This is a genomic window from Streptomyces sp. NPDC047917, from assembly GCF_043204345.1.
In the GTDB taxonomy this organism is placed as follows: Bacteria; Actinomycetota; Actinomycetes; order Streptomycetales; family Streptomycetaceae; genus Streptomyces; species Streptomyces sanglieri.
On the sequence record NZ_JBIDCA010000002.1, the window covers coordinates 233645 to 258476 of the forward strand.

Here is a 24832-nt window from a genome sequence, read left to right on the forward strand (position 1 = left end):
AGTCCCGGTGGGATGTTCGCGCGGTACCGGACTCCGCCAGTCCTCCTCCGGTCCTCCTCCCGGAGGCCATTGAGCTGGGCGGGACCGGATGACATGATCGGCAGCGCTCGGCCGCATCCACGCGGCCTGCCACTGCTGATCAGGGGGAATCATGGAACGGCGCCCGGCCGCGAGATCCGGCTTCAACTGGTGGCTGCCCAGCGTGTACGCGGCGGCCGTCGTCCTCACCGGGGCCCTCGGCTCCGGCAGGGCGACGGGGATCGTCGCGGCGGTGGGCGGTGTGCTGCTCGGCCTCTACTACGGCTTCGGCAGCAGGCTCCGCGCCCGCGGCTGACGCCCCGTACGCCCGGCCGGTCACGGCTGTACGACCTTCAACTCCGTTACGCCTGCGGGCTTCTGCGGGTCCTCCGACTCGACCGTCAGCCGTACCGACCGGGCCACCCTGCCCGCCCGGTACGGCTGCCAGTGCGTGCCGTCGGACGATGTCTCCAGGCGGTACGAGGACGGGCGCACGTCCGACCAGTCCGGCTCGGCCGATGTCACCGCGGCCGCACGTCCCAGGTCCACGGTCAGCGCGCCCGTCGCTCCGTCCGGGGACCAGGAGGTGGCCAAACTGCCGTCCACCGCCGCCGCCGCGTACAGGCCGGGGGACTCCGATGTCGCCGTCGCCGGGCGGCAGCGGGCCGCGTCGGTGGTCGCGGCGAGGTCCGGGCGGCGGGTGGGGAGCGTGAGCGTGCCGGTGAGCAGGCGGGGGCCGGCGGGGGAGTGGACGGTGAAGGGGGCGCCGGAGGTCAGCCGGACCGTCGTCGTCCGGGGACCGATCGCGAGGTCGTACGTACGGCCCCGGTGACGCAGGCCCGTCAGCGTGACGCCGCTGCCCAGCTGAGGCGGCAGCATCGGATCCAGAAGCACCCCGTCCTCCCGCAGCCGCAACCCCGTCAGGCCGTGCGTGAAGACCTGGAGGAACCCGCCCTTCCCGGTGAGGAAGTCCTCGGCGGGGAAGCCCGAAAGCGGGTCCTGGGCGCCCGACTTCGCGCCCCGGGCCTCGCTGAACAAGGCGTACGGCCCGCGCGTGAACGGGCGTACGGCGCGCTGGAGATAGGTGTACGTCGCGCAGCCGGGCTCTCCGATCGTGGCCGCGTCGATCGCGTGGACCGAGTCGGTCATGGCCGGGCCGTCCGGGTCGGTGTGCGCCGCGTAGAAGTCGAGCGTGGCGGCGGCCGCGCCCGGCTCCATCGGCCACTCCAGCGGGTAGATCAGCAGCACCGTGTCGGCCTGCTTGATCGTCGAACCGTTGTAGCCCGCGTACTGGAGGAAGAGTTTCCGCTTCGGGTCGTACGGGATGCGCAGGCCGTCCGCCACCCGCTTCCACTCGACCGGCGCGGTGTGTCCGAGCAGTTGCGCGGCGCGGGTGGCGTTGCGCAGGGCGGTGGCCGCGACCGCGTTGGTGAAGACCCCGTCGGTGACGCCGTTGCTGTACTCGTCGGGGCCCGCGACCTCCTTCACCGAGTAGCTGCCGTCGTCGTTGGCGGTGGCCCGCGAGGCCCAGAAGTCGGCGATCCCCTCCAGCAGTGGCCAGCCGTGCCCGGCCAGCCACTCGTGGTCCCCGGTCGCCAGGTAGTACTGCCAGACGGCCAGCGAGACGTCGCCCTGGAGATGGTTCTGGGTGACGCAGTGCGGCGGGTTCCAGCTCTGGCACTCGGACCACAGATCGCCGCGGCTCGCGCTCGTCCACGGGTAGAACAGGCCCCGGAACCCCAGCTTCCGGGCATTGGCGCGGGCGGCCCCGCGGGTGCGGTAGCGGTACTCGACGACCGGGCGGGCCAGCTCGGGACGGGTGGCGAGCAGTGCCGGGTACATCCAGGTCTCGGCGTCCCAGAACACCATGCCGGCGTAGTTGTCGCTGGTCAGACCGGCCGGTGCGATGCTGTCGCGGGATCCGGTCCGGGTGGAGGCCAGCAGTCCGTACAGCGCCGCCCGCAGCCACTTCTGCAGTTCGGGACGGTCCGGTACGGCGATGTCGGCCGCCCAGGCCCGCCGCCAGGCCGCGCTGTTCGCTGCGAGGACCCCGGACCAGCCGCGCCCGGCCGCGCGCCGGGCGGCCTCGCGGGCGGTGGTGCGCGGGGCGGCGGAAGTGAGCGCGGTGTCGATGCCGACGTACTTCTCGAAGGTGTACGTGCGCCCGTCACGCACCCGGCGCGTGCTCCGTGGCGCGACCGGCGCCCCGGGCCCCGGCCCTCCGGTGCGCAGCTCCTGGACGATCGCGCCCTCGGTCCCGGTGCCCCGGGTGCGGAACGTACCGTCGTCGGCGAGGGCGATCCGGCGTGCGCCCTTCGGGTCGAGCCGGCCGGTGACGGTCGCGGTGCCGTTCCAGTGGGGTGTCATGCGCAGTCGCACGGCGCCCGTGTGCACATCGGACCGGTCGGTGAGCACCTCGTACGTCAGGTCGGTCGCGTGGCCGTCGGCCGTGGTCCACCGCAGCGACGTACGCACCAGTCCACAGCGCAGGAAGAGCGTCTGGCGGTAGCGCGAGATCCGGCCCGGGGGCGTGCCGGCGCCGTAGGTCTCGGCGCCGACACGCACGTCGAGACCGGTCCAGCTCGGCAGTGCGGCGATCACCTCCCGGCCACCGGCCAGGTCCTTCTCGCGCCCGAACAGGCCGGAGACGAACGCACCGTCGTAGCGCGGGGTGAACAGCGGCCAGCCGGTCTTCTCGCCCGACGCCGCGTATCCGGCGCCCGCCGCGGGCACCCGGTGGCCCAGGTATCCGTTGCCGGTGTAGGCGTCGTAACCGGCCGCCTCGCCGTACCGGGTGGACGTCGGCGCCCAGGCGGGATCGGTGTCCCGGCCGCAGGCGGTCGTCGCGGAGGGAGGCGCCGCCGTCGCAGGAGGCGCCGCGTACGGGGCGGGGTCCGAAGGCGCGATCAGGGCGCCCGCGACCAGGGACGTGAGGCACGTGAGGAGAACGAGGCGCGAGAGGCTCACCGTACGAAGGTAGGGACGCGCGCGCCGCGCGGGGGTGCGCGGCGCGCGGGGTGAACGGCTGACGGGGCGGCGGACGCCGGGGGACGCCGGGGGACGCCTTCCCTCAGGCCGCGAGGCCGGTCTTGAGGCCCGCGCCGCACAGCGGGACGACGACGCTCCGGTCCGTCCAGCCGCCGACCGCGGCCCAACAGGCGACGCCCGTCGTCTCCACGTAGAACCCGCGCGCCGCCAGATCGAGCTGCGCGGCACGGATCTGATCCTCGGTCACCGTGAGGAAGGTGCCGCCCGACTCCCGGACCGCCGCCAGAATGGCGCGGGCGCGCGGCGGTCGCGGGATGGCGATGCCCTCGGCGAGGGTGGCGGCGCCCGCCGGGCCGTCGGGCAACAGGTCCTCGGCGCCCGCGCGGAAGGCGGCGGCGAGCGGCGAGACGTTCTCGGCCTGCACGGCGATCAGCGCCGGGCGCCGGTCGATCAGTCCCCGGGCGTGGAGCTCGGCGGTGGCCAGGGCCGCGCCGAGGAGCAGGGTGCCGTTGCCGACCGGTACGGCGATGGCGTCCGGGAGACGGCCGCCGAGGTCCTCCCACAGCTCGTACACGTACGTCTTCGTGCCGTGCAGGAAGTACGGGTTGAAGACGTGCGAGGCGTAGAAGGTGCCGGGGACGTCGGCGGCGGCGCGGGCGGCGGCCGCGGTGGCCTCGCGGTCGCCGGGGACGGTCTCCAGATGCGCGCCGTGCGCCCGGATCTGCTCGGTCTTCTTCGGGGACGTGCCCTCGGGGACGTACACCGTGCAGGGGAGCGAGGCGCGGGCGCAGTACGCGGCGACGGCCGTGCCCGCGTTGCCGCTGCTGTCCGCGACGACGCGCTCGGGCGACAGCCGGCGGGCCAGCTCGGCGAGCATCACGGCGCCACGGTCCTTGAAGGAGAGCGTCGGCATCAGGAAGTCGAGCTTGGCCGAGACCGTGCCGGTGACCGGGACGAGCGGGGTGCGGCCCTCGCCGAGGGTGGTCGTGGGCGAGGAGAGCGGCAGCACCTCTTTGTAACGCCACAGTGAATTGACGCGCCCGGTCAGGGAGTTGAGGCGGAGCGCGTCCATCGCTTCGAATTCGAGGTCCCAGGGGCCCCGGCAGACCGGGCAGCACCAGGTGAGAGCGGTGGTGCCGGCGCGGGTGCCGTCCTGCGGGCAGATGTATGCGGGCATGCCCGTCAGCATGTCAGGCGCGTGGCAGACCCATGGCGAAGGTATTGCGGAGCCCATCGGACCCTTGTGTGATTCCCATGTATCGGTCAATCTTTCGCTGTCGGCAGGGAGCGGGTGGTGCGGGAACTCGCGGCAGTTGCTTGTCATGCCCATGCCCAATTTCATGCCGTTCTGTTTCTGTCCGTTCTGTCTCCGCTCCGTGTGCAACCCCCCACCAGTGCACCGCAATCGAGGAGGACCCCCCACATGTCAGTGCTGCGTCGCACCCCCCACACGCGTCGAAGACTCGCCGCGGCGAGTGTCATGGCCGGCGCCGCCCTCGCGCTCTCCACCGCGGCGGTGCTCCCCGCCTCCGCGTCCGGGACCGCGGCGGAAGGCCGGATCGAGAACGCGGGCGCCCCGGGCACCATCGGCGGCAGCTACATCGTCACGCTGGACGACTCGGCGGCCAGGGCCGGCTCCGCGCAGGGCAAGGCGCTCGCCAAGGAGTACGGCGCCAAGATCAAGAAGACCTACCGCGCCGCCCTCAACGGTTACTCGGTCGAGCTCTCCGCCGCGCAGGCCAGGAAGTTCGCCGCGGACCCGGCCGTCAAGTCCGTCGTGCAGAACCGGACCTTCAGGGTCACCGGCACCCAGCCCTCGCCGCCCTCCTGGGGGCTCGACCGGATCGACCAGAAGTCCCTGCCGCTGAACCAGAGTTACACCTACCCCGACAACGGGGGTGAGGGCGTGACCGCGTACATCATCGACACCGGTGTGCGGATCACCCACAGCGACTTCGGCGGCCGGGCCTCCTATGGCTACGACGCCATCGACAACGACAACACCGCGGACGACGGCTACGGCCACGGCACGCATGTGGCGGGCACCGTCGCCGGTTCGGCGTACGGCGTCGCCAAGAAGGCGAAGATCGTCGCCGTCCGGGTCCTCGACGACAGCGGCTCCGGCACGACCGAGCAGGTCGTCGCGGGCATCGACTGGGTGACGGCGAACGCCGTCAAGCCCGCGGTGGCCAACATGAGCCTCGGCGGCGGGGCGGACTCGGTGCTCGACGCCGCCGTGCGCAAGTCCATCGCGTCCGGCATCACCTACGCCGTCGCCGCGGGCAACGAGTCCACCGACGCCTCCACGAAGTCCCCGGCGAGGGTCACCGAGGCCATCACGGTCGGCTCCACCACCAACACCGACGCCCGCTCCAGCTTCTCCAACTACGGCAGCGCGCTGGACATCTTCGGCCCCGGCTCGTCGATCACCTCGGCGTGGAACACCGGCGACAGCGCCACCAACACCATCTCCGGTACGTCGATGGCGACCCCGCACGTCGCGGGTGCCGCGGCCCTCTACCTGGCCGAGCACCCGAGCGACAGCCCGGCACAGGTCTCGGCCGGACTGGTCGCCGCGGCCAGCACCGGAGTGGTGACCGGCCCGGGCACGGGCTCGCCGAACCGCCTGCTGAACGTCGGCACCGGCACCACCACGCCGCCGGGCAAGAAGTTCGAGAGCACGACGGGCTACACCATCGCCGACAACGCCACCGTCGAGTCGCCGATCACCGTCAGCGGTGTCACCGGCAACGCGTCGGCCACGCTGAGCGTGTCCGTCGACATCACGCACACCTACATCGGTGACCTGAAGATCGACCTGGTCGCGCCGGACGGCTCGGTCTACGGCCTGAAGGCCTCCGGGAGCGGCGGCAGCACCGACGACGTGAACACCACCTACACCGTGGACGCCTCGTCGGAGGTGGCCAACGGCACGTGGAGGCTGCGGGTCGCGGACAACGCGGCAGCGGACACCGGGAAGATCAACTCCTGGGGCCTGCAGTTCTGACGGACCGGCCGGCCGATGGGCCGGCGGGAACCGTACGTCCCTGACGCGCCGAACGATCGAGGCGCCGGCAGGTGGGGCGGCCGCTGCGGCGGCCGCCCCATTCCGGTGTTCCGGTGCGAGCGCCTCCGCGTGCGGGTTCATGCAGGAGAAGGCGGACGCGGTTGCGGTGAACCGGACGCGGGGAGGAGGCGTGAGAAGAGCTGAGAACCCTCTGGTGGCCGCTGGCCGGATATGCGTAAGGGCAAGCCGAATCATCACTTCGAGTGAATCTCTGGCCTGTGCTTGCGGTTCACAACCGACGGTTGTCAGGCTGTTGCAGACTGTCAACCTGTTGGGAGTGGCCTGTGACTTTCGGTGAGCAGCCCGCGTATTTGCGTGTTGCAAGCGATCTGCGAGAGAAGATCGTCAACGGTTCGCTGCCGCCGCATACGCGCCTGCCTTCGCAGGCCCGTATCCGCGAGGAGTACGGAGTCTCGGACACCGTCGCGCTGGAGGCGCGGAAGGTGCTGATGGCCGAGGGGCTGGTGGAGGGGCGTTCCGGTTCCGGCACCTATGTGCGCGAGCGCCCGGTCCCGCGGCGGATCGCCCGCTCCGGCTACCGGTCCGCGGCCGGCGCCAGTCCGTTCCGCCAGGAGCAGACGGCGGAGGGGGTGCACGGGACGTGGGAGTCCCGCAGTGAACAGGAGGGGGCGAGCGCCGAGATCGCCGAGCGCCTGGCCATCGAGCCGGGCGACCGGGTGATGCGGACGAGGTACACCTTCCGCGAGGCCGGTGAGCCGATGATGCTCTCCACCTCCTGGGAGCCGCTCGCCGTGACGGGGCGTACGCCGGTGATGCTGCCGGAGGAAGGACCGTTGGGCGGGTGCGGGGTGGTCGAGCGGATGGCCGCGATCGACGTCGTCGTGGACAACGTGGCCGAGCAGGTCGGTGCGCGTCCGGGGCTGGCGGAGGAGCTCCTGGCGCTCGGCGGCGTGCCGGGGCACGTGGTGATGGTGATCGAGCGGACGTACTTCGCGTCGGGCCGCCCGGTCGAGACGGCGGATGTGGTGGTGCCCGCCGATCGCTACCGGGTCGCCTACCACCTTCCGGTCAGGTGAGCGGTACGCGACGGGCGGCGCCCGTCGCGGTCCATCGGGTCGACGCCGGGTCGGACGCCGGGCCGGTGTCCGACCGGATCCCGTGACCGGGGAGTGGTCGCCGGTCCCCTTCGGCTGCCATGTGATGTGACTGCCATGTGATTGTCATGTCCCGATCCTGCCTTTCCCCGGACCGTGTACGTGGCCGGGGCCGCGCACCGGAAGGCGGAAGCGAGGCCCGGCCGGTGCACCGGCCGGGCCTCCTGCGTTCAGTGCGGGGCGGTGGCTCGGGACCGGCGGTGGCTCGGAGTGGCCGACGGGCGCCAGGGGCGCAGAGAGGGGCGCATCCAGCCGGGTGCGCCCCCTCTTGTCGGCCGGATCCGTATCTCTTTGTGTAATTACGTATCCGTTGAGTAAAGGTCAGGCGTACGCTCGGGCATATGCGTACTGCGGTTTCCTGGGGATCTTTACTGACGTGCACGCCGTTCGAGGGAGGGGCGCAATGCTCGGGAGGGACACGATGAGCGACAGCGGTGCCGTGCTCCCGTGGCTGGTGATAAGGCAGGACGACAACGGCAATCGCTATCGCGTCGGCAGGTACGCCACGCAGGGCGAGGCGCAGAAGATCGCCGACAAGCTCGATGAGCACGGCCACAAGCAGCTCTACTGGGTGGAGCGCGTCGGGCAGAGCACCCGGCCGTAGCGCGAGCGCGAGGAGCGCGGCGGGCGGTGATCGCGCTCCGGCGCGAGCCGGTGCCGGCGTTCACCGGCTGCCGGCCGCGCCAGTCGCTCGCCGTCCGCGCGCCTTGCCCGTGCCCTCCGCTCGCTCGCCCGCGCTCTCCGTCCGCCCGCGCCCTCCGTCCGCGCCGACCGCCCGGCTAGGGTCGGTCCGACCGGGTTGCGGATGAACGAAGGCGGAGTGATGTCGGTCCTGATCGACACGGTGGCATGGGTGCGGGTGGAGAACGGCAGGATTCTCTGCGCGCGACCGAGAGGTAAGGACGTCTTCTACATCCCCGGTGGCAAGCGGGAGGGCCGGGAGACCGACCTGCAGACCCTGCTGCGCGAGGTCGAGGAGGAGCTGGCCGTCGCCATCCTCCCCGCGACGGTGTCCCACATGGGTACGTACGAGGCGCAGGCGCACGGCCATCCGGACGGCGTGGTCGTGCGCATGAGCTGTTACGCCGGCGAGTACCGGGGGACGCTGACCGTCAGCAGTGAGATCGAGGAGATGGCGTGGTTCTCCTACGCCGACCGACCGCTCGTCCCACCGGTCGACCAACTGCTCTTCGACGACCTCAAGGCATCGGGCGCGCTGGCCTGAGCCGTCCGCGCCGCCCCGTCCCGCACCGCCGTCCGCCGCCCGGCCCGACCGTTCGCGCCAGCGGTCCGAACAGGTCGGAAGCCGTGCGGGAGTTGGCCGGCGGACAGCGACGCCGGGGGTGGTCGACCGGGGCAGGCGCCAAGGCGGCAGCGCGTGACCGTCGCGTCGTGCGCCCCTTCTACCCGGGCACATCTGTTCGTGCGCGCGGCCGTACACCCGTACGCCCCACGTGTCGATCCTGGCGATAGTTCAACCCAAATATCGGGTATGTGCTGAATAGTCCTTGTAAACAGGGCGTTCCCCACTGCTGGTCTTGGGAAGTGATCGGCGTGATCGACAGTGAAGGCGACTGCGCCGAGTGGACCTTTCCGGCTGAGCCGGGCGCCGTGCGATCCGCGCGGCATGCGGTCCATGGGGCGTTGAGCGCCTGGGGGCTCGACGCCGTGGTCGGGGATGTGACAGTTCTGCTGGTCAGCGAGTTGGTCACCAACTCGATGCGCTATACATCGGGGCCCATCGGCGTGCGCCTGGTGCGCCCTCATCTCAACGGTGACGGCCCTTCCGTCCATCCCGGACTGCTCGTGGAAGTCTCCGATCCGCTTCCGGATCCGCCCACCGAACGTATGGCGGGACCGGAGGACGAAGGAGGCAGAGGGCTGCAGCTGGTGGCGTGTTCCGCCCGCCGCTGGGGGACCCGGCGCGGAAAGACCGGCAAGACCGTGTGGTTCGAGCTGGCCCTGCCTGGTTAGGAGTGGGGTGGGACGGACAGCGATCACCGGGGTCGGCCAGAAGCTGGCTGAAAGGGACTGAGACCGTGCTGTGATCGTGAACGCCGTGTCGGTTGGGGCCGGAGTGCTGAATACTGCGGGCATGACCGGTCCGGTGTGTGAGCTGGAGGGGACGGTCGCGTGAGCGAAATACCTGGGACAGCGGGCGACATCGTGTGGCAGAGCAGCCCGCCTGGCTCGATCTACGACTACATCAGGGTCGCCTCGTTCTCGATCGGCCCCGATGGCCTGATCGAGCAGTGGAGCCGCCGGGCCGCCGGCCTCTTCGGCATTGCCGCGGACGATGCGGTGGGCATGGACCCGGTCGAGGCATTCATGCCCGCCGAACTGCGCACGGACGGCCGTCGCACGGTCGGCGAGATCCTCGACGGCCGGGAGTGGACGGGCCTCGTCCCCTTCCGGATACCAGGCGAGGAGGCGGTGCGGGGACTTGCCGAGATCTATGTGATGCCGAGCGAGACGGCCGGCGGGGAACGGGCCGCGCTCTGCATCGTCGTGGACGTCCGGGCACTGCGCCACATCGAGACGGACCTTGCCGCGTCACAGGCAATATTTGGCCAATCCCCCTTCGGCTTCGTGCTGTTCGGTACCGACCTCGCGGTGATCCGCGCCAACCAGCGCTTCGCCACCGTCTTCGGCGGACGGGCCGAGGACCACCGCGGCCGCACCGTCGAGGACTATCTCCCCGGCCCCGAGGCCGACCGGCTCACCGCCACCATCGAGCGCGTACTGGCGACCGGAACGTCCGTCACCGATCTACGGATCGTCGGCACCGCGCCCGGCGAACCCGGCAGCCGCCACTGGTCCATGAACCTCTACCGCGTGCACAGCGGATCCGGGCGCCCCATCGGCGTCGCCGGACTGGCCACCGACGTCACCCGCAGGCACATCGCCGCCCGCGAGGCCGCCAGCGCCCGCCGCAACCTCGCACTGCTCAACGAGGCCGGCGCCCGGATAGGCAACTCCCTGGACCTGGAGACCACCGCCCGCGAACTCCTCGACGTCGCCGTGCCCGGATTCTGCGACCTCGCCTCCGTCGACCTCTACCAGGGGCTGCTCACCGGCGACGACGCGCCGCCCGGCAGCTGGGACTCGCTCCGCCAGGAATCCGTCGGCGGCTCCGCCGAACTGCGCCGCGTCGCGCTGGCCAGCGCGGTGGCGGACGTCCTGCCCGACACCGCCGCGGAGACCGGTTCGCCCGAGCTCGGCTCCGTACACCGCTTCTCGTTCAACTCGCCGTGCGCCGTCGCGCTGCGCACCGGCCACGTCGAGGACGTGCCCGGCGACGACCGGGGCTTCGTACAGTCCACGCTCGCCGTGCCGATGGTCGCCCACGACACGGTGGTCGGTCTCGTGCAGTTCTCCCGCACCAAGGGCAGCGAACCCTTCGGCGAGCGGGACCGGGCCCTGGCCACCGAACTCGCCGCCCGCGCCGCGGTCTGCATCGACAACGCCCGCCTCTACCGGCGCGAGCACGAACGCGCGCTGATCCTCCAGCGCAGCCTGCTGCCGCCCGGCGACCCGGTGGCCGCCGGCCTCGACATCGCCTGCCGCTACCTCCCCGGCAACACGGCCACCGAGGTGGGCGGCGACTGGTTCGACGTGATCGAACTCCCCGGCCACCGCACCGCTCTCGTCGTCGGCGACGTCATGGGCCGCGGACTGCGGGCCGCCGTCGCCATGGGCGAACTGCGCACCGCCGTACGGACCCTGGCCCTGCTGGACCTGGAACCCGCCGAGGTGCTCTCCGCGCTCGACGAGGTCGCCCGCGGACTCGGCACCCCCGGCGGCTCCAACGCGTCCGGCGGCGGTGCCCAGTGGCCCTCGCGGGCCGCCCACAAGTCCCGGGAGGCGGACCTCTCCGAGGTCTACCTGGCGACCTGCGTGTACGCGGTCTACGACCCGGTCACCCGGCGCTGCACCTTCGCCAACGCCGGCCACCTCCCCCCCGCCGTCGTCGAACCGGGCGAGGCCGCCCTGCTGCTCGACGTGCCGCCCGGCATGCCGCTCGGCGTCGGCGGTGAACCCTTCGAGGAGGTCGAGGTCGAGCTGAAGGAGGGCTCCCTGCTCGCCCTCTACACGGACGGGCTCGTCGAGTCGCGCGACCATCCGCTCGACGAAGGGCTCCAAGCCCTGCGCGCGGCGCTCGTCGAACCGGAACGGCCGATCGAGGACGTCTGCGACCACGTACTGACCACCCTCGACACCGGACACGGCGAGGACGACATCGCCCTGCTGGTGGCCCGTATCCAGGGACTGCCGGCCGGTGCGGTAGGCGACTGGCTGCTGCCCCGCGAACCCCGCTCCGTGGGCCGCGCCCGCGAACTGGCCCGCGGCCGGCTGCTCGCCTGGGGCCTGGACGATCTGGTGGACACCACCGAACTGCTGGTCAGTGAGCTGGTCACCAACGCCCTGCGGTACGGGGAGGGCGAGATAAGGCTCAGGCTGCTGCGCGACCGCACCCTCGTCTGCGAGGTGTGGGACGCCGGGCTCGTCCAGCCCCGGCGACGGCGGGCCCGCGACACCGACGAGGGCGGGCGCGGGCTCCAGCTGGTCGGGCTGCTGAGCGTGGCCTGGGGATCGAGGCGGACGCCGCGCGGCAAGACCGTCTGGTTCGAACTGGCCCTGCCCGACGGCGAGCCGGCCGCCGAGCTCTCGGTCGACCAGCTGCTGAGCATGTACTGACCGGACCGAACCGGACCGGTCACGACAGGGGCGAGAGGTCCTAGGCCGACTTCAGCGCGGCCAGCCGGGCCTCGACCTCGGCGCTGTCGCCCAGGCTGTCCAGCTGCTCGAACTGGGCGTCCAGGGACGAGGCGGCCAGTTCCTGCTTGCCCAGCGCCTTCGCCTCCTCGCGCCGCACCTTGTCCTCGAACCGGCTGAGCTCACTGGTCGGGTCGAGCACATCGATGCTCTTGACGGAGTCCATCATCCGGTTCTGCGCCTCGGCGGACTTGGCGCGGGCCACCAGCTCGTCCCGCTTGGCCTTCAGCTCCGACAGCTTGGTCTTCATCTGGTCCAGGCCCGACTTCAGCCGGTCCACCACCTCGGTCTGCGCGGCGATGGTCGGCTCCGCCGTCCCCGCCTCCTTCTCCGAACGCAGCTGACGGCCCAGCGCCACCTTGGCCAGGTTGTCGAACTTGTCCGCCTCCGCCGCCGACCCGGCCACCCGCAGCTCGTCGGCCTTGCGGCTCGCGGCGAGCGCCTTGCCGCCCCACTCCTTCGCCGCGGCCACGTCCTCCTGGTGGTCCTGCTCCATCAGCCGCAGATTGCCGATGGTCGTGGCGACCGCCTGCTCGGCCTCCGAGATGTTGGCCGTGTACTCGCGGATCAGCTGGTCCAGCATCTTCTGCGGATCCTCGGCCTGGTCGAGCAGCGCGTTGATGTTGGCCTTCGCCAGCTGGGTGACGCGGCCGAGAATGGTTTGCTTGGTCATGGACCTCTCCTTGTGCGAGTGCGGTTCTCCGGGTGAATTCCTGTTGCCGGGTGGATCCCTGCCGTTTCCGGGGGAATCCCTGTCGCTTCCGGGTGGACCCCTGTTGTTTCCGGGGGAATCCCTGCCGATGAAGCTGCGAGCGAGGTCTTGTGCCGCCGCCCCGGCGGCCGGCTCAGAAACGGCCGCCGCCCCCGCGCCGGCCGCGGGTGCCCCCGCCGCCGAAGCTGCCCGGCCCGGCGGCCCCTCCGTGCCCTCCGCCACCGAACCCCCCGCCGTACACGCCGCCACCCCTTGTCCCGCCGCCGCCCAGCAGGCCGCCGAGGATGATGCCGCCGAGCACCGCGCCGCCGACCCCGCCGCCCGTTCCCCGCGCACCGCCCGGACCGTTGCGGTTCCCGTACGAGCGCACGTCCTGCTCGGCCAGGCTCCGGGCCTGACCCGCCAGCGAATCCGCCTGGCGCGCCTCGGCCAGCGCCCCCTGCGGATCCTTCGACCCGGCCAGCTCACGGGACCGGTCCAGCCGCCGCTGGGCCTCCGCCAGCCGGGTCCGGGCCTGGCTGCCCACCGCCCCCCGGTTCGTGGTGATGAAGTCGGCCGCCGCGGCGATCGCCGAACGCGCCGTGAGCACCGCGCCGTCCAGGAGAGACTGCGCCCGCCGGTCGCCCTGTTCCCGCTCGCGGACACCGGCCAGCGCCGCGTCCAGCGCCGCGTCCGCCTCCTCCACCCTGCGCAGCGCGTCGATCGGGTCGTACGGACCGGCCGACATCCGGGCCCGCACATCGCCGAGCACCGACTTCGCACGGGCGATCCGGCCCCGCAGGTCCGCGGTCGGCGCACCGTCCCCGGCGCCCTCCAGCAGCCCGCCCGCATCGGCCAGATCGGTCTCCGTCTCGGTGAGGGCGGCGGGCAGCCGCCCCGCCGCCTCCGCGAGCTCCCGGCTGCGCCGCTCCACCGCGTCCACGAGGGTGGTCGCCTGGTCGACGGCGCCCTCGGTGGCCCGGATGTACACCGCCGCCGCCGAGTTGCTGGCACTGTCCACCGACTGCCGGCCCCGGTTGAGGCTCGACGTGGCGAAGACCAGCCGGTCCTTGGCCTGCTCGATGTCGCCGGCGACCGCCGCGAAGGCCGACTCCGCGTACTTCTCGCGCATCGTGGCCAGGGTGGCCTCGGCCGCGGCGACCCGCCCGGCAAGGGCCCGGAACGCGGCCTCGGCCGTGACCAGGGCCTGCGGAGCGCCGGCCTCCAGGGCACGCAGCCGGTCGAAGTCCGCGGAAACGGCGTCCAGCCGGCCGCCCGCGTCCGCGCAGCGGCTGATGATCTCGTCCAGCATCCGGCGCCTGGTCGGCTCGTCCTCGGGAAAGGCGTCGTCCAGCTGCTGCCGCAGCCGGAACGCCGCCGTCAGCTCACCCTTCGCGAAGCCGACGGCCTCCGTGAACGGGGCCGCGGCCTCCTCGCCGAACTGGGCGGTGGCGAAACCCAGTTCCTCCTCGCTGGTGCGCACCGCGTCATCGGTGTCCACCAGTGCCTCCTTCGCGCGGGCGTCGAGCTCCGGAAGCGGCGCCGGCTCGGGCGCCCCGCCGGGCGGGGCCGGGCCCCAGCCCTTCGCGCCGGGCGTGGTGCGGGTCGTCGCGCGCCGCCTGCGCCGGGTGTACGCGTAGCCGGCCACCGCGGCGGCCCCGCCGACGACGACCACCGGAAGAATCAGGTCCCCGGTGCCGGTGCCGCCGGAGCCGCCGCCGGGATCGGCGGCACCGGGCGTGACGGCCGGAGTGGGTACGGGCCGGTCCGCCAGCACGGCGGAGTACCCGTCCGCCGCGCCGATCGCCGCGCCGGCCCAGTCGTGTTCCCTGAGCGCCGGCTCGATCGCGGTGTTCGCCACGTCCCGGAGCTGGGAGTCGGTGAGGCGGGAGCCCTGCTCGACGGTGTACGCGTACTGCCGGTCGTGGGTGGCGACCGCGAGCAGGACGTCGTCGCGGCCGAGGCCGTTGCGGTCGGCCGTCGTATCGGCCCAGCCCTGCGCGGACCGGCCGGAGAAGTCCCGTACGTACACGACGAAGAGCTGTACCCGGCGGTCCGCGTACAGCCGGTCGAGTGCCGCGCGCACCTGGTCCCTGCGGTCTCCGAGCGCCCCCACCTTGTCGGTGATCTGACCGTCCCGGGACAGCGTGACGGGATCGTCGGCGCGGGTGGTCGGCGCTGCGGGAAGGGCCAGCCAGCACACCGCCGTCAGCACGGTGAGCAGGGCCCGGCCCGGTATGGATGTCCGGGTACGGCTCACGGGCGGCGTCACATTCGTGAGGCTATGTCCACCTTCCGCCACCCGCGACCCGGCGACCGGGCCCGCCGACGGCACCCGGGCGGTGCGTCATGATGCCCTTCGTACGGCGACGGCACACCGAAACACAGGGGGAGACGGACGTGCTCACGGGGATCGGACGCGGGGCGGGGCGGATACGCGAGCGGGCGGCCCGGTTCCGGTGGACCTGGCCCAGGAGGATCGCGCTGGGAGCGGTCCTGGTGATCGTGGTGCCGGTCCTCACCGCGGGCATCGCGCTGCGGCTCAACTACTCCGGCGACCCGGGCGACAACACCCGCACCCGTGGCCACGACGCCATCTGGCTCGGCCACGCCTGGGTCGACGGGCGCAGGACCGACGCCGACCTCGCCGCGTTCGCCGCCCGGATCGAGGGGACGGGGATCAAGGACCTGTACGTCCACGCCGGACCGCTGGAGCACGACGGCACCCTGCCCGCCGACCGCTACCCCCGGGCCCGGTGGCTGATCGACGCCGTCCACCGCACCCTGCCCGGCATCCGGGTCCAGGCCTGGCTCGGCGATGTGCTCGCCACCGAGGGGCCCGACGGGCTGCGCCTGGAACGGGCCGGATCGCGTACCGCCGTGGTCGCCTCCGCCCGGCAGATCCTGGACGCCGGATTCGACGGCGTCCACTTCGACCTGGAGCCGCTGCACTCCGGCGACCGGAACTACCTCTCGCTCCTGGACGACCTGCGCGCGCTCACCGGGGCGCGCCGGGCACAGCTGTCCGTCGCCGCCCACCAGATCGACCCGCTGCCCGCGGCGCACCGGGTGATCGGTGTGGTCAGCGGCGGCAGCGAGAAGTGGTGGTCGCAGAAGTTCTTCGGCCAGGTCGCGCGCCGGGTCGACCAGATCGCCGTCATGTCGTACGACACCTGGATGCCCCTGGAGGGCCTGTTCGGCGGCTATGTCGCCCAGCAGACGGCGCTCGCCCTCGAAGTGACGCCGCGCGACACCGATCTGCTGATGGGAGTCCCGTTCTTCCACGAGAGCGACCTCGGACACCACGAGTCGGCCGAGACGGTCCCGGCCGCGGTCCGGGGGATCCGGCTGGGACTGGGGCACACCGACCGCGACCGCGAACGGTTCGGGCTCGCGCTCTACGTCGACTTCGCCGCGCGGGAGGGCGACTGGACGGCGTACCGGGCGGGCTGGAACTGAGCGACGGTGTACCGGGCGGGCTGGAACTGAGCGACGGCGTACCGGGCCGGGGCCGGGCCCCGAGCACTCCGCCCCGGACCGGTACGCCGCCACGTCACGAGGCGGTTCAGATGGAGAACCGCTCCTTGGCGAGCAGCGGCCGCACCCTCGACCGGAACCCACCGGTCCGGAACGGCCGTTGCAGCAGACCGGGGCGGATCGCCTGGGCCAGCGCCGCGGCGATCATGCCCTGGTCCAGCGCGAGCAGGTAGTCGCTGACCCGCCCGGTGCCGACGTTGACGGAGTCCCGGAAGCCGTATCCCGCGTGGTAGGCGCCGAAGTCGCGGTCGAGCGCGCGCAGGTTGGCGATCGCCTCGGCCGGTGCGTACGGCAGGGCGAGGAAGGAGGCGTGCGGGGTGACCACACCGTTGGTGAACGCCGAAGCGGGCGGCAGCGGCTCGCCGTCCTTCGTGTACGTACGGTCGGTGTTGGAGGCGTAGCCGTCGACCTGCATGCCGATCGCGTCGACGCCGTACTCCTGGTAGCCGCCCTCGGGAATGTTCGAGGGGGAGAAGCCCCAGTACCCGTACCCCGCCTCCTGTGTGCCGTGCTCGATCTGGCTGCGGACGTACCGGTGGTGGGTCGGACCCCACGACTCCGGCGACCACTCCGCCTCCGGCACGAACAAGGGCACCATCAGGGCCTCGAACATCGAACCGCCCCAGGTGGGCACGAGCTTCCGGCCACGATGGGTGTAGTGCCCCTGCCAGACGCGTACGCCGTCCATGGCGACGTAACTGCCCTGCGGGTGCTGCTCCTGCTCGTGCTCGGGCAGCATCGTGCGCAGCAGGTGCCAGTAGTGGTCGGCGGGCAGTGAGCCGTCCGCGATCCCCAGGTAACTGGCCATCCGGGGCTCGGTGTTGAGCGCGCCGTAGTGGTGGCCGGTCGGCTCCTCGGTGTCCGGCCAGAACCCGCCCCGCAGCTGACCGGGGCCGGCGACCGGGTCGGCCGGGTCGTACGGCGTGTAGTAGTAGGACCAGTCCGCGGTCGCCAGGACGCGGGCGATCCGGGGGCGCAGCGCGGGCGAGGCGTCGGCGGCGATACGCAGGCCGGTGATCAGCCAGGCGTTGTCGACCGAGGACAGGAACGGGCGGACCGGGTCGCCGGTGCCCGGCCACCGGGTGAGGACCGAACCGTCGTGCGCGTCGTACCAGTTGAGCCAGAAGCCGTGGTGCCGCTCCAGCTTCTCCACGGCCCGCACGGTGCGCTCAAGACGCCGGTGCATGGTGTCGTCGTCGATCACCCCGAGCCCGGCGGCGGCCACGGTCGACCAGAGGCCGCACCCGATGTTGGTGGGGGAGGTCTGACGCGACTGGACGGGGGCGCCGGGCCCGCTGACGTCGATCTTGTCGACGGCGAGACCGAAGTCGGTCGTCATGGCCTCGATCGAGCGGTACGTGTCGCGGAACCAGCGCAGCAGCAACGGTGCGTGCGAGCCGCGCACCGGTTGGGCGGCGCCGGCCGGCGACGCGGCCAGGGTGCCGAGCGACAGGGCGGCGGCCCCTGTTCCCGCTGCGGTGAGAAACGTACGACGGTCCATCAGAACCCCTCGAAGAGATGAGCCACCGACTGTGGGCGGTGGGCGGATTTCGTTCGTCGGTCGTGATCTGCGGGCGCGGGGCGCCGTTTCCTCGTACGGCACCCGCGTGCGCCGCCGCACGTGAGCAGGGCTGGACACGAGCGGCGCCGCACGCGGGCACAGGGCCGAGAAGGCCCTGCTGTACGGGGACCGGCGTCCGTCAGGTGTCGCCGGTTCCCGTACGGGCGGGAGCCGTCAGGTGGCTCCCGGTCGGGGGGAGCCGACATCGGTCGGCTCGGGGGAGCCGAGGTCGGTCGGCTCGGAGGGGGGCGAGGTCAGTCGGCGATGCGCGGCAGGGCGCGGGTGCGGCCCATCTCGCCCAGCCAGACGGCGGACGGCTTGGGCAGCCGCTCGAAGGTCTCCGGGTCCCAGCCGATCAGGCCGAAGGTGGGCTTGTAGGAGCCCCACTCGTAGTTGTCGAGCGCGCTCCAGGCCAGGTAGCCCTGGATGTTCAGGCCGTCCTGGATCCCGGAAGCGACCTCGTTGAGGGCGCCGGTGTAGTAGTCGACCCGACGGCTGTCGTCGTCGGTGGCGATGCCGTTCTCGGTGACGATCAGCGGGATGCCGTTGCCGAGGACCTCGGCGGTGTGGCGCAGCGCGTACCCGACCGCGGAGGGGTAGTACTCCCACTGCGTGAGGGTGCGCTCGACGCCCTCGGCGGTGGGTATCGGGCCGTCGGTGCCGATCCTGGTCCGGGTGTAGGACTGCACACCGATCCAGTCGTCGCCGCGGGCGGCCTCGATGAAGACGTCCTCGCGGGGGTGCCGGTAGGCCGCGGTGACCTCCTCGGCGCCGGGCAGGGCCTGGTAGACCTGGTTGGCGATGGTCCAGCCGACCTGGATGTCCGGGTTGATCGCCCGGACCTCCTTGACGGCCGCGTGGTGCGCGGCGATGACGGCGTCGGTGGTCTCGTCGTCGGGGGTCGGCAGGCCGGCGGGCGGGAAGCTGTTGTCGCCCCGCTTGGCCTGGCCGGCCATCACGGCGATCATGTTCGGCTCGTTGATGGTGCAGACGTGGCCGACGCCCTCGGCGATCACCGGCGCGCAGGCCGCGACGTAACGCGCGAAGAGCTCGGTCGCGCCCTCGGCGGTCCAGCCGCCGCGCGCCTCGAACCACTGCGGCACGGTGAAGTGGTGCAGGGTGATCATGGGGCGCAGGCCGCGCTCGATGGCGCCCTCGACCATGCGGCGGTAGTGGGCGAGCTCGGCGCGGGAGAAGCGGCCCTCGGCCGGCTCGATGCGCGCCCACTCGATGGAGAACCGGTAGTCGGTGAAGCCCAGACCGGCCAGCGTGTCCATGTCTTCGTTCCAGCGGTGGTAGCTGTCGCAGGCGTCCAGGCTGGGCTCCTGGATGTGGGTGCCCGCGGCGTGCTCCTTGACCCACCAGTCGCTGTTGGTGTTGTTGCCCTCGATCTGGTGGGCGGCCGTGGAGGCGCCCCACAGGAAGTTTTCGGGGAACGGGACCTGGGTGTGCGTCATCGCAAACTGTCTCTCTGGTGATGAAGGGGTGTGGCCGACGGAGTGTGGGGCCGTGGCCTCGTACGTTTCGGTGGGGCAGCCGGGCGGGCTACTTCATGCCCGCCGTGGCGATGCCCTGGGTGAAGTGCCGCTGGAGCGCGATGAACAGGATCACGACGGGCAGGACGACCAGCAGGGAGCCGGCCATCAGCATGCCGTTGGAGCCGCCCGCCTTGTTGGGGTCGGTGGCGAAGGTGGCCAGGGCGACCGGCAGGGTGTACTTGTCGGGGTCGTTGGTCGCGATGAGCGGCCAGACGAAGTTGTTCCAGGAACCCAGGAACGTGAAGATCGACAGCGTCGCCAGGGCGGGCTTCACCAGCGGCATCACGATCCGCCAGAAGATGTACCACTCACCGGCGCCGTCCATCCGGGCGGCTTCCAGCAGCTCGTCCGGGATCGACTGCATGAACTGCCGCATCAGGAAGACCCCGAAGGCTCCGGCGGCGAACGGCAGCACCAGGCCGGCGTACGAGTCGATCAGCTGCAACTTGCTCATCAGCACGAACAGCGGCAGCAGCATCAGGTTGCCGGGCACCATCAGGGCGCCGAGAACCAGGCCGAAGATCTTGTTGCGGCCGGCGAAGTTCAGCTTGGCCAGGGCGTACCCGAGCATCGAGCAGAACACCAGGTTCGAGACGGTGACCAGCACCGCCACGATCACCGAGTTCATGAAGTACAGCGGCAGATCGAGCTTGTCGAGCAGCTCCCGGAAGTTGTCCAGGGTCCACTCGGTCGGGATCCACACCGGCGGGCTGGCCGTCAGTTCCTGCTGTGTCTTGAAGGCCGACAGGGCCATCCACAGGAACGGCGCCGACATGATCAGCAGGCCGGCCGACAGCAGGACGTAGACGAGTACGCGCTTCGGGTTGCGGACCTTCTTCGTCCCGGACGGCGGTGTGTTGCCGGGCTGCTTCGACGGCGCCGTCGAGACGGCGCCCGGTGCACTGGTGGCGCTCATTTCGTGTTGTCCTTCAGCAGTCGGAGCTGGAGCACCGTGATGCCCATGATCACTACGAAGAGGACATACGCCATGGCGCTCGCATAGCCCATGTGGAAGAAGTTGAAGCCCTCGCGGTACATGTTCAGCGAGACGGTGAGGGTGGAGTCCGAAGGACCGCCCTGGGTCATCACGAACGGCTCCTCGAAGACGTTGAGGTAACCGATGGTCGTGATCACCGTGGCGTAGAGCAGCGTCGGCCGCAGCAGCGGCACGGTGATTCCCTTGAACTCCTGCCAGACACCGGCGCCGTCCAGCCGCGCGGCCTCCCGCACCTCGGTGGGGATGGCCTGCAGACCGGCGATGAAGAGCACCATGACCGTACCGAGGTTGCGCCAGACCGCCATCGCGATCATCGACGGCATGGCGAGCGTCTCGGAGCCCAGGAAGTCGGGCGAGGTGAGGCCCACTTCGGAGAAGAGCCCCGCGACGAGCCCGTCGCTCGGGTCGAGGACGAACCGCCAGACCACGGCGACCGCGACGATGGTGGTGACCACCGGGGCGTAGAAGCCGACGCGGAAGAAGGTCCGCGCCCGGTCGATGCCGTTGTTCAGCAGTACCGCGACGACCAGACCGAGGCCGATCGTCAGCGGGACGCCGATCACCACGAAGTACGCCGTGTTGAACAGCGACTTGAGGAACTTCTCGTCGCCGAACAGCTTGACGTAGTTCTCGAAGCCGATGAAGTTCGCGTCCAGCGGGTGCGTCACGTTGCGCAGCCCGAAGTCGGTGAAGCTCATCACCAGCGTGGCGATGATCGGGAACGCCATGAAGACGAGGAAGAGGACGAGGAAGGGGGTGGAGAACAGCCAGCCGGCCACGTTCTGCACGCCCATCGAGGCCTTCTTGCCGCCCCGGCGACCCGCGGGCCCGGTGGCCGGGGACCCGGAGGTCCCCGGCCCGGCCTGCGCCTTGGCCGCCTGCGCGGCCTTTGCGGTCATGGTGCGCATGACTCCTACTTCATCCGGCCTTCGATTACTTCAGAAGGCCTTCGATTTGGGACTGGGCCGTCTTGAGCGCGTCCTCGGCGGACGCCTTGCCCTGGGTGACCTTGGCGATGGCCTGGTCGACCTTGTCGGTGATCTCCGTCCAGTTGGACAGCGACGGGGAGGCCTTGGCGGTGTCCATCTGCTTCTTGAACACCTGGAGGTCGGCGTCGTCGGCGAGGGAGCCGGAGGTCCACGCGGAGGTGTTGGCCGGCAGGTCCTTGGTGCGCTTGTACCAGTCGGCCTGGCCCTTGGTGTCCGTCAGGTACTTGATGAACTCGGTGGCCGCGGCCTTGTGCTCGCTGTCCTTGGAGACCACCAGGGAGGAGCCGCCGGCCATGGAGGCGGAGGTCTTGTCGGCGGGCACGTTGGCCACCGCCCACTTGCCCTTGATCTGCGGCTGGCCCTCGTTCAGCAGGGTGACGTGCCAGGGGCCGCCGAAGAACATCGGGACGCGGCCGTTGCCGAAGTCCTTGACCACGTCGTAGCCGGGCTGCACGGACTTGTTGGAGAGCCCCTTGTCGAAGTACGAGCCGTACTCCTTGAGCGCCTTGACGGCCTCGGGGCTGTCGATGACGGCCTCGCCCTTGTCGTTGACGATCTCGCCGCCGGCCGAGTACAGGAAGGAGTAGAAGTTCTGCACCGTGTCCAGGCCGCTGGGCTGGATGGACAGGCCCCACTTGGTCCCGGCCTTCTTCTGGTAGGCCGATGCGAGGTCCTGCATCTCCTTCCAGTCGGTCGGAGCCTTGGTGACGCCGGCCTTCTCGGCCAGGTCGGTGCGGTAGTAGAGGACGCGGGTGTCGACGTACCACGGCACGCCGTACGCCTGGCCGTCCACCTCGCCCTGCTTCCAGCCGGACTGGAAGAAGTCCTTCTCGTTGAAGGTCTTGGTGTCGACCGGCTCCAGAACGCCCAGCTCGGCGAACTCGCCCATGTAGCTGCCGCCCATCTGCGCCACGTCCGGCAGGGTGCCGGCGGCGGCCGCGGAGACCAGCTTCTGGTGGGCGACGTCCCAGCCGACCGGGGTCACCTTGACGGTGATGTTCGGGTTGGCCTTCTCGTAGACCTTGGCCACATCCGCGAGCTTCTCGCCCTCGGCCCCCATGGCCCAGACGGTGAGCGTCTGCTTCTTGTCCGCGGCGACATCGTCGCCGGAACTGCCGCACGCGGTCAGGCCGAGCGTGAGTGCGGCGGCGACTGCGATGCCGATCGAGGCGTTTCTGGCGGTGCGGGGCATGGAGGGCTCCTCCTTGAGCAATCCTGATGTATGCGCTGCCTGTAAGCGCATACATCACTCTGCGGCAGACATTCGGGAATCCGCAAGAGGGTGCTAGGTCACACTCGTGCAACGTGCTGGACATCTGAATGTTCAACTTGGCACGGTATGCGCGCCAAATGAGAATTTGGGCATGATGTGACCGATTTCGCTGCTCACCCGATGATGATCAAGGGGCTGTGCCGCCGGGGCCCGGGCCGTTACGGTCGTGGTCATGGCTTCGTTCGAACATGACTTCCCCTTCGACCCGGCATACAGCTACACGCTCCAGGACCTGCTGCGCGTCCCCGCTCCCGCCGCTCCGGACGATTTCGACGCCTTCTGGCGCGAGTGCTACCAGGAGGCCCGCAAGGTCGCCACGGAGCCGGAGCTCGGCCCCGTGGAGGAGGAGCGCGACGGGGTGCGGATCCACGGTGTGACCTTCACCTCGGTGGGCGGCGTGCGGATCGGCGGCTGGGTGGCGCTGCCCGTCGAGGGGGCGGCGGAGTACGGATTCGTCATCGGGCACGGGTACGGCGGCCGCGAGCAGCCGGGCCCCGACGTGCCGCTGCCGCTGCCCCGGTCCGCGGCGATCCTGCCGTGCGTACGGGGGATGAAGTCGCGCGGCCTGCTCCCGGGTGTCCCGGACGTGTCCGCGGCGCATGTGCTGCACGGCATCGAGTCGCGCGACACGTATGTCATCGGCGCCTGCGTGGCGGACCTGTGGTGCGCGGCGTCGGCGCTGCACGAGCTGGTGCCGGAGCTGGCGCCGGGGGAGGGCGGCCCCGGCCTGGGCTACCTCGGGGAGAGCTTCGGCGGCGGGCTGGGGGCGCTGGCGCTGCCCTGGGACGACCGGTTCGGGGCCGCACAGCTGACGGTGCCGACCTTCGGCAACCACCCCTTGCGGCTCACCCTGCGGTGCATCGGCAGCGGCGAGTCGGTGCGGGCCCACCACCGCGACCACCCCGAGGTCACCGAGGTGCTGCCGTACTTCGACGCCGCCACGGCCGCGACGCGGCTGGAGGTGCCCACCCTGGTGGCCGCGGCGCTCTTCGATCCCTCGGTGCCGCCGCCGGGACAGTTCGCGGTGCACAACGCGCTGGCCGGCGAGCACGAGCTGCACGTGCTGGACGCGGGGCACTTCGAGTACGAGGGCACGGCGGCCGAGGCGGCGGAGCTCCGGGCGGCCCGGCAGCGGTTCTTCGGGGAGCGGCTGGGCCGGTCCCGGTAGCCGGTACGGGGGCCGGCCCGCCCGGGCCGGTTCCCGTCAGCCGCAGCCGCAGCTGGCGCGGCGGATCAGGGACACCGGGAGCATCAGCGACACCGGCTCGCTGCCGCTGTTGCCCAGTCGCTGCACCAGCAACTCCACCGCCTGCTCGCCGAGTTGGCGGATCGGCTGGCGTACGGTCGTCAGCGGCGGCCGGACGATCCGGCTCAGCGGAATCCCGTCGAAGCCGGTCACCGCGATGTCCTCGGGCACCCGGACCCCGCGCCGCTCCAGCGCGCGCAGCGCGCCCACCGCCATCTGGTCGTTGGCGAAGAGCACCCCCTGCGGCCGTTCGCCCTCCCGGTCCAGCAGCGCCTCCGCCGCCCGCGCGCCCTCGACCTGCGTCATCATCTCGGCCCGCAGATCGGGCGCGTCCGGCACCGGCAGCCCGGCGTCGCGGCACGCCTGCCGGAAACCGAGGAAGCGCGCCTCGGCGTCCGGCGACTCCACCTCGCCGCCGACGAAGGCGAGCCGGCGCAGCCCGTGGTCCTCGATCAGATGGCGGGCCAGTTCGCGCTCGCCGTCCGCGTTCGCGACCTCGATGTGGTCGAGATGGTCGATCTCGCGGGGGCCCGCGATCATCACCACCGGGAGCCGGCGCGATATCACTTCGAGGTCCTCGGTCGGCACCGTCTGCGCCAGCACGGCGAAGCCGTCGACCCGTCCCGCGACCTTCGCGACGCTCTCCGGGCCGCCCTCCAGTGAGGCGGCGATCAGCAGCGCGTAACCGTGCCGCCGTGCCGCCCGCTCCATGCCGCGGATGATCTGGTCGGAGTAGAGCATCACCGCGTCGTCGGCGTCGCTGTCGGCCTCCGCGTCGGCCTCGGCCTCGGGGTCGGCCATGTCGGGGAAGCAGAGCCCGAGCACACCGGTGGTCCGGCTGGCCAGGCCGCGGGCGTTCCCGCTGGGTACGTAGCCGAGCTGGCGGGCGGCTTCGAGGACCCGCTCACGGGTCTGGGCGCGGACCGAATCGGGGGTGCGGTAGACCCGCGAGACCGTGGCAATGGAGACGCCGGACCGCTCGGCGACGTCGTACACCGTTGGGGCGCTCACTCGACCGACCGTCCGCTTCTTGTTC

General features: G+C 71.5%; 19 protein-coding genes. 9 read left to right on the plus strand and 10 right to left on the minus strand.

Annotated elements, in window-relative coordinates; all coding sequences use genetic code 11:
• Window positions 1-151 precede the first annotated feature (151 nt).
• A complete protein-coding gene (locus ACGF8B_RS04760) occupies window positions 152-334 on the plus strand; it encodes a hypothetical protein (protein ID WP_266688849.1) in 183 nt (60 codons plus the stop codon).
• A 20-nt stretch (window positions 335-354) separates the two neighbouring features.
• Here the strand turns inward: ACGF8B_RS04760 and ACGF8B_RS04765 are convergent, their stop codons facing one another.
• Window positions 355-2985 (minus strand): discoidin domain-containing protein, encoded by a 2631-nt coding sequence (locus tag ACGF8B_RS04765; RefSeq protein ID WP_392734811.1) that lies wholly within the window; start codon window positions 2983-2985, stop codon window positions 355-357.
• Window positions 2986-3088: 103 nt separating this feature from the next.
• Window positions 3089-4183, minus strand: coding sequence for a threonine synthase (locus ACGF8B_RS04770; RefSeq protein WP_392734813.1), 1095 nt, complete (start codon window positions 4181-4183; stop codon window positions 3089-3091).
• Window positions 4184-4429: 246 nt separating this feature from the next.
• Between ACGF8B_RS04770 and ACGF8B_RS04775 the strand changes: the two genes are divergently transcribed.
• The 6 genes from ACGF8B_RS04775 to ACGF8B_RS04800 all read left to right on the plus strand — a co-directional run bounded on the left by ACGF8B_RS04775 (window position 4430) and on the right by ACGF8B_RS04800 (window position 11886).
• Window positions 4430-6013, plus strand: a complete 1584-nt coding sequence (locus tag ACGF8B_RS04775) for a S8 family serine peptidase (protein WP_392734815.1) — start codon at window positions 4430-4432, stop codon at window positions 6011-6013.
• Window positions 6014-6357: 344 nt separating this feature from the next.
• Entirely contained in the window at window positions 6358-7110 is a 753-nt protein-coding gene (locus tag ACGF8B_RS04780) for a GntR family transcriptional regulator (RefSeq protein WP_342283728.1), read from the plus strand.
• Window positions 7111-7591: 481 nt separating this feature from the next.
• Window positions 7592-7792: an SPOR domain-containing protein gene (locus ACGF8B_RS04785; RefSeq protein ID WP_259933541.1), complete on the plus strand. Its 201-nt coding sequence runs from the start codon at window positions 7592-7594 to the stop codon at window positions 7790-7792.
• Between the two features lie 219 nt (window positions 7793-8011).
• The gene (locus ACGF8B_RS04790) at window positions 8012-8413 is read left to right on the plus strand and encodes an NUDIX domain-containing protein (RefSeq protein ID WP_124716614.1); all 402 of its coding nucleotides are present in this window, start codon (window positions 8012-8014) and stop codon (window positions 8411-8413) included.
• A gap of 320 nt (window positions 8414-8733) precedes the next feature.
• On the plus strand, window positions 8734-9162 hold the full coding sequence (locus ACGF8B_RS04795) for an ATP-binding protein (RefSeq protein WP_392734818.1): 429 nt from the start codon (window positions 8734-8736) through the stop codon (window positions 9160-9162).
• A gap of 192 nt (window positions 9163-9354) precedes the next feature.
• Entirely contained in the window at window positions 9355-11886 is a 2532-nt protein-coding gene (locus ACGF8B_RS04800) for a SpoIIE family protein phosphatase (RefSeq protein ID WP_392735478.1), read from the plus strand.
• A 40-nt stretch (window positions 11887-11926) separates the two neighbouring features.
• Here the strand turns inward: ACGF8B_RS04800 and ACGF8B_RS04805 are convergent, their stop codons facing one another.
• Both ACGF8B_RS04805 and ACGF8B_RS04810 read right to left on the minus strand, forming a co-directional pair.
• Window positions 11927-12637 carry a PspA/IM30 family protein gene (locus ACGF8B_RS04805; RefSeq protein ID WP_392734820.1) on the minus strand — a complete coding sequence of 237 codons (711 nt, stop codon included), beginning with the start codon at window positions 12635-12637 and terminating at the stop codon, window positions 11927-11929.
• Between the two features lie 172 nt (window positions 12638-12809).
• Window positions 12810-14915 carry a TPM domain-containing protein gene (locus tag ACGF8B_RS04810; RefSeq protein ID WP_392735480.1) on the minus strand — a complete coding sequence of 702 codons (2106 nt, stop codon included), beginning with the start codon at window positions 14913-14915 and terminating at the stop codon, window positions 12810-12812.
• A 140-nt stretch (window positions 14916-15055) separates the two neighbouring features.
• On the opposite strand from ACGF8B_RS04810, the gene ACGF8B_RS04815 reads away from it, so the two are divergent.
• Window positions 15056-16114: a hypothetical protein gene (locus tag ACGF8B_RS04815; RefSeq protein ID WP_392734822.1), complete on the plus strand. Its 1059-nt coding sequence runs from the start codon at window positions 15056-15058 to the stop codon at window positions 16112-16114.
• 106 nt (window positions 16115-16220) lie between these two features.
• Here ACGF8B_RS04815 and ACGF8B_RS04820 read toward each other — a convergent pair whose 3' ends face one another.
• From ACGF8B_RS04820 to ACGF8B_RS04840, 5 genes are all read right to left on the minus strand, one after another.
• Window positions 16221-17693 carry a glucoamylase family protein gene (locus ACGF8B_RS04820; protein WP_392734824.1) on the minus strand — a complete coding sequence of 491 codons (1473 nt, stop codon included), beginning with the start codon at window positions 17691-17693 and terminating at the stop codon, window positions 16221-16223.
• A gap of 314 nt (window positions 17694-18007) precedes the next feature.
• On the minus strand, window positions 18008-19210 hold the full coding sequence (locus ACGF8B_RS04825) for a glycoside hydrolase family 1 protein (protein ID WP_392734826.1): 1203 nt from the start codon (window positions 19208-19210) through the stop codon (window positions 18008-18010).
• 88 nt (window positions 19211-19298) lie between these two features.
• Entirely contained in the window at window positions 19299-20207 is a 909-nt protein-coding gene (locus tag ACGF8B_RS04830; RefSeq protein ID WP_392734828.1) for a carbohydrate ABC transporter permease, read from the minus strand.
• Complete coding sequence (locus ACGF8B_RS04835; protein WP_392734830.1) at window positions 20204-21196, minus strand: carbohydrate ABC transporter permease; 993 nt, start codon at window positions 21194-21196, stop codon at window positions 20204-20206. The genes ACGF8B_RS04830 and ACGF8B_RS04835 overlap by 4 nt, the downstream gene beginning before the upstream one ends.
• Before the next feature lie 25 nt (window positions 21197-21221).
• Window positions 21222-22469: a sugar ABC transporter substrate-binding protein gene (locus ACGF8B_RS04840; protein WP_392734832.1), complete on the minus strand. Its 1248-nt coding sequence runs from the start codon at window positions 22467-22469 to the stop codon at window positions 21222-21224.
• 253 nt (window positions 22470-22722) lie between these two features.
• Here ACGF8B_RS04840 and ACGF8B_RS04845 point away from each other — a divergent pair, with 253 nt between their 5' ends.
• Window positions 22723-23718, plus strand: a complete 996-nt coding sequence (locus ACGF8B_RS04845) for an acetylxylan esterase (protein ID WP_392734834.1) — start codon at window positions 22723-22725, stop codon at window positions 23716-23718.
• 36 nt (window positions 23719-23754) lie between these two features.
• On the opposite strand, the gene ACGF8B_RS04850 is transcribed toward ACGF8B_RS04845, so the two are convergent.
• Window positions 23755-24807 (minus strand): LacI family DNA-binding transcriptional regulator, encoded by a 1053-nt coding sequence (locus ACGF8B_RS04850; RefSeq protein WP_392734836.1) that lies wholly within the window; start codon window positions 24805-24807, stop codon window positions 23755-23757.
• Window positions 24808-24832 lie beyond the last annotated feature (25 nt).

Excerpts from the sequence above, each read along its gene's own strand:
- ACGF8B_RS04790 (WP_124716614.1), top strand. The coding sequence starts at position 8,012 with ATGTCGGTCCTGATCGACACGGTGGCATGGGTGCGGGTGGAGAACGGC.
- ACGF8B_RS04770 (WP_392734813.1), bottom strand. The coding sequence starts at position 4,183 with ATGCCCGCATACATCTGCCCGCAGGACGGCACCCGCGCCGGCACCACC.
- ACGF8B_RS04830 (WP_392734828.1), bottom strand. The coding sequence starts at position 20,207 with ATGAGCGCCACCAGTGCACCGGGCGCCGTCTCGACGGCGCCGTCGAAG.
- ACGF8B_RS04805 (WP_392734820.1), bottom strand. The coding sequence starts at position 12,637 with ATGACCAAGCAAACCATTCTCGGCCGCGTCACCCAGCTGGCGAAGGCC.
- ACGF8B_RS04845 (WP_392734834.1), top strand. The coding sequence starts at position 22,723 with ATGGCTTCGTTCGAACATGACTTCCCCTTCGACCCGGCATACAGCTAC.
- ACGF8B_RS04785 (WP_259933541.1), top strand. The coding sequence starts at position 7,592 with ATGCTCGGGAGGGACACGATGAGCGACAGCGGTGCCGTGCTCCCGTGG.
- ACGF8B_RS04825 (WP_392734826.1), bottom strand. The coding sequence starts at position 19,210 with ATGACGCACACCCAGGTCCCGTTCCCCGAAAACTTCCTGTGGGGCGCC.
- ACGF8B_RS04835 (WP_392734830.1), bottom strand. The coding sequence starts at position 21,196 with ATGCGCACCATGACCGCAAAGGCCGCGCAGGCGGCCAAGGCGCAGGCC.
- ACGF8B_RS04760 (WP_266688849.1), top strand. The coding sequence starts at position 152 with ATGGAACGGCGCCCGGCCGCGAGATCCGGCTTCAACTGGTGGCTGCCC.
- ACGF8B_RS04775 (WP_392734815.1), top strand. The coding sequence starts at position 4,430 with ATGTCAGTGCTGCGTCGCACCCCCCACACGCGTCGAAGACTCGCCGCG.
- ACGF8B_RS04840 (WP_392734832.1), bottom strand. The coding sequence starts at position 22,469 with ATGCCCCGCACCGCCAGAAACGCCTCGATCGGCATCGCAGTCGCCGCC.
- ACGF8B_RS04820 (WP_392734824.1), bottom strand. The coding sequence starts at position 17,693 with ATGGACCGTCGTACGTTTCTCACCGCAGCGGGAACAGGGGCCGCCGCC.